Genomic DNA, 9,006 nt, shown 5'->3' with positions numbered 1-9,006 from the left:
GGTGATCGTCGAGATGGCGCTTCGGATGCTCGATCAGGTCGAGGCGCTGAACGTTGAAACGGATTACCCAATGCACATCAGAGTTGGTGTACATAGCGGGCCGGTGGTTGCAGGAATAATCGGGTCGCACCGTTTCCTGTACGATGTCTGGGGGGACACGGTTAATTTTGCCAGCCGTCTTGAGTCAACCGGCGCGCCGGGCCAGGTACAACTGTCCGAGGCCACCGCCCAGCAGGTCGGGCACCGCTTTGAAGTCTCTGGACCCGTCGATACAAGGATAAAAGGCAAGGGTCAGGTCAGAACCTACTATGTCACCCAACGCAAAACTGTTGTTGACTGAGCGGTTCTTTATCAGGACGCAGGTAGCAATTTCCCCATCTTTTCCAGCAAACGGCTCAGCTCTACAGGCTTGGTATCGAAGTCATCGCAACCTGCTTCCAGCGCTTTTTCCCGATCACTCGCCATCGCATGCGCAGTCAGGGCCACCACCGGGATCGAGGCTGTCTGGGGTGCGCGCTTGATGCGGCGCGTCGCTTCCCACCCATCAATCTCGGGCAGGCTCATATCCATCAAAATGATGTCCGGAGATTCACTGCCCGCCATGGAAACGCCTTCCAACCCGTCCTTCGCGACAATGACATGAAACCCTTTGCGTTCCAACCGGCGCGACAGCATATCGCGGTTCATCTCGTTGTCTTCAACCAACAGAACTTTAGTCAAAACTCCCCCCTTGCGCCTCCGCGCATTATGAAAACCGATTGGCTCAAGAAGCTTCGAAACTTATGCTCGAAGGCCGTGCTCTGCCACTGGATCGTGCAAACCTACTAGTCGGTGCATTCTTTCATCAATTATATACTACGCAATGAGTATTTGGCCGACTTAGATCGACCCACCCTCTTTTGCCAAAGATGGGTATGATCCGTAGCAATTTGTTGAGCGACGGTTCGCTTTGTGAACAGCTGGGAGGTTAAATGACCGCTCTGCGATAAAAAGACCCTCAAATTTGCGCCTGCGGAGAACGTCAGCTTCCCGCCCTTCTGTGCAGAAGCTAGAGGAAGAATAGCAGAATAAGTTCGATTTCTTACCCGCTACCCTGCCCGGCTGATGCCCCCAGTTTAGACTCCGGGTTTTAATAGTCTGCGCCCTGCCGGGTATCCCAGAGACGCAGAACTTCTATCTGAGTGGGCGTTACACGATAGATTAGCGTAATTGGGGTTCGCGGTACTGAGAGCTCCCGTACGTCTTGGCGTTTGTCACTTGGGGGATCTGTTGCAAAGTTTCTTAGTGAACGAACAGTTGGCACTGAAACCGCAACTTATGCCGCCAACTCTGCAAATTGCCGAAACGGACAGACTCCAGGCGTGAACTGACCTTTGCGGATCATGTGCGCCGCTTCGATTCCGTCGAGGGTTGCCGCCGCTGAAGCGAACGCCTTGAACCCTAGCATTGGCCGGATGCGTCCCTTGATGAAACGGTGATCCTGTTCCACGATGTTGTTCAGGTATTTCCGCCTCACCATCTCAATCGGGGTCGGGCAGCCGAAGCCTTTCAGCATTGTGTTGATCGCCTTGATACCAGCTGTGTTGGCGCCACTTTTGTCGATGACGATCTTACGTGAAAGCCCGTTGACCTCCAGCATTCGTGCAAAGAACTTTGTAGCGGCCGGTTTGTTCCGACGATGTGAAAGCATGAAATCGAGAGTTTTGCCGTGTTTGTCGACCGCTCGGTACAGTTAAACCCATGATCCCTTTACTTTAATATACGTTTCGTCCATTCGCCAGGAGCGGCCGCATGGGCTTTTGCGCCGGCGTGCTGTTTCGGCGATTGCGCAAGAGTATCGTGTCACCCAGCGGTTCAGCGTGGTGTGATCGACGGTAACACCTCGCTCTGCCATGATCTCTTCCAGATCACGGTAGGAAACGCCGTATCGAACGTAGAAGAATATCGCGAATAGGATCACATCTTTCGGATACTGTGCACCTTTGAAGGAAATCATGAGCTGGCTTTCGACTTGATACGACCGACAAGTCATTCACTCGTTAATTCCGAAAGCGTCAATGGCCGAAAGTTTGCAACGAAACCAACCCGATATGTGTCGTCCGGCGTGAGCCGGCAACCTCAATCAATTCTCAAGCGTAGGAGCAAAGCTTCGAAGTGGTCAGCTTGGCCTTTACCAACGCCTCGGCAAATGTGACCGCACAGGCAACGCCATCGACGACGGGTAGACCGAATTCGTCCGACAGGCGCGACATCAGATCGGTCATCCCGGCGCAGCCCAGGACAATCGCTTCGGCCCTGTCTTCGTCGATGGCGGCCCGAATTTCCGCCCTGATCTTGTAGATGGTAGCCGGATCGTTTTCTTCGAGTTTAAGAACCGGCACGTCCGAGGCGCGGACGCGCACGCAGCGACGATCCAGTCCGTACCGCAGCAGATTGGCCTCCAACCCCGCGAGGGATCTGGACAATGTGGTAATGACGCTGAACTTCGGACTGATCATTGAGGCCGCGTGATAGGCCGCCTCACCCACGCCGATGACGGGGGCCGAGGTCACGCAGCGCACGGCATCAACACCGGTATCATCGAAGCAAGCCACCACAACCGCATCGACATCCGGGTGGGACTTTACGACCTCCAGCAACCCCGGAACGCAGGTCGAAACATCAAGATACCCCTGAATACTGGCGGGCCCATCTTGCGAATTCGTAGCGATAATTTCGGTTTCTGGGTACGCCACAGCGCGTGCTGCGGCCTCGATTTTTTGGGTCATTGACGGCGTGGTGTTTGGATTGACGACAAGCAGTTTCACAACAACCTCACACTTCCCCGCCCAGATAGGCGGCCTTGATACGGGGATCGGTCAAAAGCTCTTTGGAATTGCCCGAGATTACGACGTTGCCGGTGGTCAGGGCATAAGCGCGATGAGAAATCGACAATGCCATGCGCGAGTTCTGTTCGACCAACAGAACTGAAACGCCCTCATCGCGGTTGATCGCAACGATGGATCGCGCGATGTCCTGCACCAATTTGGGCGCGATCCCCAGCGAGGGTTCGTCCAGCAACAACAGGCGGGGCTTGGCCATCAGGGCGCGCCCGATCACCATCATCTGCTGTTCACCGCCGGATAGGGTACCGGCGGACTGGGAATAGCGTTCTTTCAGGCGTGGAAACCTTTCCAGAACCGATTCCAGTGTCCGCTGCACATCCGCCTTGTCCTTACGGGTGAACGCCCCCATCAGCAGGTTGTCCTTCACCGACATATACGGGAACACGCGTCGCCCTTCGGGCACCATGGCGATCCCCTTGGAGACGATGTCAGCCGGGTTTTTTCCGGCGATGTCTTCGCCTTCGAACGCCACCGAACCGGACTTGATCTTTGCCAATCCGGTGATCGCCCGCAGGATCGAGCTTTTACCCGCCCCATTGGCCCCGATCAGGGCGACCGTTTCGCCCTGTTCCAGATCAATCGACACGCCTTTCAGGGCGTAGACGTGATCGTAATACAGCTCGACATCCTTGAAATCCAACATCTTGGTCATGACTCAGATCCCGATCTCATCATCGGCGCTGCCCAGATAGGCTTCGATGACTTTTTCATTGTTCTGGATCTCCACTGGCGTCCCTTCGGCGATCATTTCACCGAAATTCAGCACCACAATCCGGTCCGAGATATTCATCACCGCAGGCATGTCATGTTCCACCAACAGCACCGTGACACCCCTGTCATCGCGCACCTTGCGGACCAGATTGACCATTTTCATGGTCTCGTCGTGGTTCATGCCCGCAAAAGGCTCATCCAGCAACAACACCTTGGGATCGGTGGCCAGACCGATGGCGATCCCCAGCGCGCGCAAATTGCCCTGCGGCAGGTTCGAAGCCTGTTCGTTGGCAATCTCGGTCATGCCAAGGAATTCGATCAGGTCATCGGCATACTGGCCAAAACTGTCGACGTCTTCATGTGCCGTTTTCGTGCCCCAGAAATACCCGGCCAGCGAGGCACGCGCACGCAGGTGCTGAGCGACGATGATGCTTTCGCGCACGGTCATTGACTTGAAGATCGTGGTTTCCTGAAAGGTACGGACCACCCCCTTGCGCGCCACCACATGCGGTTTCAGGTTCGAAATCCTCTCACCCTTGAACAGCACTTCTCCGGCGGTCGTCGGCAGAAACGACGAGATCATCTTGAACAATGTGCTCTTTCCAGCACCGTTCGGTCCAATCACCGACAGGATCTCGTTTTCATTGACGTTGAATGAGATATCGCTGTTGGCGGTCAACCCGCCGAATTTTTTGGTGACGTGGCGGACTTCCAGAAGATGGCTCATTTGTCATCTCCTTTCTTGCCCGGCAGCCGCAGGCTAAGCAGCCCGTTCGGCAGGAACAGCATCAGGATGATCAGCAGGCTGGAATAGGCGAGCAGTTGGAAGCGACCCAATTCGAACAACAGATCCCATCCAAAATACAGAACCAGTGTGCCCAGCATCGGCCCAAATACATAGCCCAAACCGCCCAGGAAGCAGTTCAGCATGAAGTTCACGCTGTCGGCGACCTGAAAGCTTGAGGGATAGACTGATTGCGCAATCGACCCAAACATAGCGCCACCGATACCGCCCAGAAAGGACGAGATGGCAAAGATGACGACCCGGATATACGAGATATTCACCCCGATCGAGCTGGCCAGTTCTTCGTTCTGCTGCATAGAGCGGCACAAGTGACCCAGACGGGAATTTACAAGCCGGTACATGGCGGCGAAGGTCAGCACCATCAGCACGCAGGCCGCGTAATAGAAGGCCAGCCTTGGGTTTTCCAGCGTCGCAAAGTCCGGGATCAGCGGAATACCCAGAATAGACACGCCGCCCGGTAGCGGGATCGACGTGATGCCCTTGGCCCCGTTGGTAATGGGCAGTGCAAGTGCTGTAAGTGTAACAACCTGCGTCAGCACCAGCGAAATCATCGCAAAATAAACACCGCGTAGCCGTAAGATCGGCAAACCGATTAAAACCGCCACTCCCGCCGCAAACAGGCCCGCCAGGGGCAGCGACAGCCAGAACGACATGCCCGCTTTGGTAACCAGAATGGCTGAAACATAGGCGCCAATCAGGGCAAAAGCGCCCTGACCGATATTGATACGACCGATATAGAAGGTCAGCCAGACACCGGCACTGGCAATGGATAGCAGCGCAACCGAGGTCAGCGTATAGTACAGATCAGACCGCCCCGAGGCCGCGACAAAGCCGGGGACCGCGATGAAGATGGCCAGCAGAAAGAACGCCACACCGGCCCATTGGATTGCTGAGAGTTTCGGCACTGTCCTAACCCCACGGCTTGCCCATCAGGCCCTGCGGGCGGATGGCGAGGAAGATCATCAGTGAGACAAAGATCAGCAGATATGTAATATCACCATATTGCGACAGGACCGCCAGACCGATGGCCTCCATGAAGCCAAGGATGATCCCGCCTGCAATCGCGCCCGAGATCACACCTGCCCCGCCGATCATCACCATCATGAAGGCTTTGATCGAGGTCGGGCCACCCATACCCAGATTGACGCCTGTAATGGTCACCAGCAAGCCGCCGACCAGACCAGCCAGCATCGCGCCCAGGGCAAACCCGATCATCGAATAGCGGGCAACATTCACGCCCATAAGCTGCGCAGCGGTTCTGTCCTGCGCCAGCGCACGCAGGGCTCGTCCGGTTTTGGAATATTGCATGAACAGGATGAAACTGACGATCGACAAAATGGCCAGCACGCAGATCAGAATGCGGTCATAAGGCATGATCAGCTTGAAATCCCAGTTGAAAACGCCATCGACGATTTTCGGAACGCCCCGCTGTTTTTCGCCAAAGACCAGCAGGATTACCGCATCAAAAAGAAACGCCAGCCCCGCCGCCAGCAGCATCGTGCTTTCTTCACGCGAAGATCGTCGGATCACCGGCGCAAATAGGAACCGTTCGATCAGCGCGCCAAGCACGGCCAGCGTGATACAGGACGCCAGTAGTGCCAGCACAAACGGCCAGCCCAGTTGTCCGTAGAAGGTATAAGTGACGAAACCGCCCAGGACGTACATCTGCCCATGGGCAAAATTCAATACGTTCATCAGGGCGAAGATCAGCGTCAATCCCAAGGCGATCATCGCATATTGCGCGCCCAGATAGATGCCATTTGCTAGTATCTGTTCCATAAGAGTCCCGCATAAGGTTCGGGTGTCCCGGGCCGATTGTCAGCCCGAGAAGTTGAGGCTCGATAGGCTTTTGCCGTATTGGGAGTTTGGCCTCAGTCGACTTCGGCGACAAAGAGCGTTTCAAACGCTCCGTCCTGATAGACGTTTACCACCAACGGGACCGCGATCTGGCGTTTTTGCCCAAACGAGGTTGTTCCAACATAGCGCATCTTGGCGTCCCCCTTCATGAAGGGGTTGGGCGCTTCGAACGTATCCATGGTTGTCTGGAAGGCCCCGACATCATCGATTGCGGCCGGATTGGCGTTTAGCGTGGCCAGAATGTATTCCAACGCATAGACCTTGGTGTTGGACTCGTCGTTATATTCACCAAACATATCCGTATAGCGCTTGACGAATTCCTTCATGTCATCTGAGGCGATTTCGGGGGTTGAGGCACCGCCAACCGAGATGAATCCATTGGCCAGATCCCCTGCCCCTTCGCGCAAAACGGTCGCGTCTTGTGCGGTTTCGGTCGAGATGAGGCCCTGAAAACCAAGCTCGCGCGCCGAACGTATCAGCTGCGGCGCATTGGCAGGTGAAACACCCGACAGAACCAGCAGATCAGGCTGAGTACGCATGACCGGAGTCAGCACCGGGGTAAAGTCGGTGGTATCCACCTGATAGGTGACGTTGTCGGAAACAACTTCAAGCCCCAAGGCATTCGCCGCCTCGACACCGCCGTCACGCTGGCTCAACGGATCGGATTCGTTTGCAGCCACGAAGGCAACGGTCTTCACGCCTTTCTCGTCACGCAAGTATTTGTAAATTGCAGGGCCCGATTGGTAGTTGGCCACCATGCCGAGAACCGCGTTGGAGGCCGGGGCGGAGTACAGCTCTTTCGGGAAGGCATAGGGGAAGTACATGATGCCTTGCGCCTCGGCGACTGGACGCACGGCTGCAGCACCGTCATCCACATTCGGGCCGACCACATAGTGAATACCCTCTTGTGCCATCTTCTCCATGCCCGCGATTGCACGCTTGGGGTCTTTCTGATCATCGAACGAGACGATTTCGATATCGTATGTGGTATTACCAATCTTGTAGCCGCCGGATTCGTTGATCCAATCAGCCCGCGCCTCCATCGACCGTTGATTTGAAATGCCCCAGGCCGCTGCCGGGCCCGAGGTCACACCGACAAAGCCGATCTTGAGAACCGGATTCTCGGCCCAGACCGCAGACCCAAGGACAGATACGGCCAGAGCCAGAGCGGCGGAAGATTTCATCAGGTTTCTACGTTTCATTCTTTCCTCCCTATGAGGTTTCAGCGCCTCTTCCGGGCGTTTGGCAAAGTGTAAAATGCGACCGGTCGAATCCGGAATGCCCTTTCGATACTGCATTGTTAACAATATGTGTCAACGTTTTTAGTGAATATTAATGTTGATATCGTTAACGAATGCCCAATATATTGTCTGTTAGACGCTGTGCGGCTAAGCAATGCGCACTTGAATAACAGCCCTGATGAAACCCGATGACAGACGCCCAACAAAAATTCGACACCGTACAGTCCGACCCTGATGAGCAATTAATCGTGGATCGAATCTACTCCGCGGTCATGGAGCAGAAGCTCGCGCCCAAAACCAAGTTGAGCGAGCAAACCTTGTGTGAAACATTCGGTGTTGGCCGTATGCGCGTGCGCCGCGCTTTGCTGCTGCTCAGCAGTCAAGGCATTGTCGAACTGCACTCCAACCGGGGCGCCTTTGTCGCCTGCCCCAGCCCACAAGAGGCTCAGGAAGTTTTTGACGCTCGTTTGATGATCGAAACCGGCATTGTGCGCGAACTGACCAGCGGGATCAGCCCCGCTGGGATAGACACGTTACGGGCGCATATCGAAAAAGAAGATGAGGCCAGGACCACAAATGATAGCACCGAGATTATCCGGCTGTCCGGCGAATTTCATGTCGAACTGGCGAAATGCCATGACAATGCCGTTCTCACGCGCGTCGTAAGAGAACTTGTCACCCGATCATCCCTGATCGTGGCGCTGTTCGGCACCAACAAGGATTCGTCCTGCCCCGACGACGAGCACGCGTCGATCATCGACGCAATCGTAAGCGATGATCCACGGTCTGCCGAAGACAACATCCAACATCACCTTTTGCATGTAAAAGACAGTCTGGATTTGAAACAGACCCAAAAAGTTGAACCTGATTTGGCCAAGATATTGACGGGGCGTATGTAAATGCTCCGAAGGTGTGGACGCCCCCGCTGGCCTCGATGTGCCATTGTGGGATTGCAGGTGAGCCTTAGGCAAACATCGACGGTTAGCCTCTGCTTTGCCCCTACTACGCATTCCGAAATGAATACGGCCGAGCAGGCCGAAGCTGGAATTCACATGACGATATTCGTGTTGCGGTTGGACTAGAAGATCCAAGAATTCTGATCGCTCACCTCCAGCGCTCAGCTGAGTTCGCACTGGATACTGTTGTTCCAGGTTTCTCGTCTAAAAGGCCAAGCGCGGATGAAATCGACGCGATCCTGCGCGCCGTATCAAAAGACGTACGTGAACGTCATATGTCTTCACTGCCCAGCTTCGACGAATTGCTCGGCCAAACAAATAACTTTGGCAGGAAAGGTATGCCGCCGTCGCCTCTCATTTTTCCTCAGTGAGCCGGGATTTGCCACGCTATTCAGCGTTACGCTTCATCGACAAAGTAAATCGCTGAGCGATAGCTTCGTCCGATGTGGTAGCACTGACGATCAACCGTTGTTGGATCGTGTATTAGGAAGAATAACTCTGACAGTGGTGGATAAGCCATCAACGAGGGATTATAAATCAATTCAATCCCA

Annotated in this window: 10 protein-coding genes and 1 pseudogene; 2 read left to right on the top strand and 9 right to left on the bottom strand. The window is 54.9% G+C overall.

Features of this window, described 5'->3' with window-relative positions:
* The coding region (locus tag ACR0B3_RS23425; RefSeq protein WP_480811174.1) for an adenylate/guanylate cyclase domain-containing protein at positions 1-340 on the top strand (340 nt) is incomplete at its 5' end.
* Positions 341-351: 11 nt separating this feature from the next.
* Here the strand turns inward: ACR0B3_RS23425 and ACR0B3_RS23420 are convergent.
* The 8 genes and pseudogenes from ACR0B3_RS23420 to ACR0B3_RS23385 all read right to left on the bottom strand — a co-directional run bounded on the left by ACR0B3_RS23420 (position 352) and on the right by ACR0B3_RS23385 (position 7,460).
* Positions 352-720, bottom strand: a complete 369-nt coding sequence (locus ACR0B3_RS23420) for a response regulator (RefSeq protein WP_480811173.1) — start codon at positions 718-720, stop codon at positions 352-354.
* Between the two features lie 595 nt (positions 721-1,315).
* Positions 1,316-1,996, bottom strand: a pseudogene (locus ACR0B3_RS23415) (IS6 family transposase).
* Between the two features lie 133 nt (positions 1,997-2,129).
* Positions 2,130-2,807 carry an aspartate/glutamate racemase family protein gene (locus ACR0B3_RS23410; RefSeq protein ID WP_480811172.1) on the bottom strand — a complete coding sequence of 226 codons (678 nt, stop codon included), beginning with the start codon at positions 2,805-2,807 and terminating at the stop codon, positions 2,130-2,132.
* A gap of 7 nt (positions 2,808-2,814) precedes the next feature.
* Positions 2,815-3,537, bottom strand: a complete 723-nt coding sequence (locus tag ACR0B3_RS23405) for an ABC transporter ATP-binding protein (protein ID WP_480811171.1) — start codon at positions 3,535-3,537, stop codon at positions 2,815-2,817.
* Positions 3,538-3,540: 3 nt separating this feature from the next.
* Positions 3,541-4,323 carry an ABC transporter ATP-binding protein gene (locus ACR0B3_RS23400; protein ID WP_480811170.1) on the bottom strand — a complete coding sequence of 261 codons (783 nt, stop codon included), beginning with the start codon at positions 4,321-4,323 and terminating at the stop codon, positions 3,541-3,543.
* Positions 4,320-5,306, bottom strand: coding sequence for a branched-chain amino acid ABC transporter permease (locus ACR0B3_RS23395; protein ID WP_480811169.1), 987 nt, complete (start codon positions 5,304-5,306; stop codon positions 4,320-4,322). Before ACR0B3_RS23395 ends, ACR0B3_RS23400 begins: the two co-directional genes overlap by 4 nt.
* Before the next feature lie 4 nt (positions 5,307-5,310).
* Entirely contained in the window at positions 5,311-6,180 is an 870-nt protein-coding gene (locus ACR0B3_RS23390) for a branched-chain amino acid ABC transporter permease (RefSeq protein ID WP_170691887.1), read from the bottom strand.
* A 92-nt stretch (positions 6,181-6,272) separates the two neighbouring features.
* A complete protein-coding gene (locus tag ACR0B3_RS23385) occupies positions 6,273-7,460 on the bottom strand; it encodes an ABC transporter substrate-binding protein (RefSeq protein WP_480811168.1) in 1,188 nt (395 codons plus the stop codon).
* 227 nt (positions 7,461-7,687) lie between these two features.
* Between ACR0B3_RS23385 and ACR0B3_RS23380 the strand changes: the two genes are divergently transcribed.
* On the top strand, positions 7,688-8,398 hold the full coding sequence (locus tag ACR0B3_RS23380; protein WP_480811167.1) for a GntR family transcriptional regulator: 711 nt from the start codon (positions 7,688-7,690) through the stop codon (positions 8,396-8,398).
* Positions 8,399-8,852: 454 nt separating this feature from the next.
* Here the strand turns inward: ACR0B3_RS23380 and ACR0B3_RS23375 are convergent, their stop codons facing one another.
* Entirely contained in the window at positions 8,853-8,996 is a 144-nt protein-coding gene (locus tag ACR0B3_RS23375; RefSeq protein ID WP_480811175.1) for a peptide-methionine (S)-S-oxide reductase, read from the bottom strand.
* Between the last annotated feature and the right edge of the window lie 10 nt (positions 8,997-9,006).

It is taken from the genome of Ruegeria sp. CE9 (genome assembly GCF_056537425.1).
Note: the sequence above shows the minus strand (reverse complement) of the source record. Positions and strands in the feature narration are given on the sequence as shown.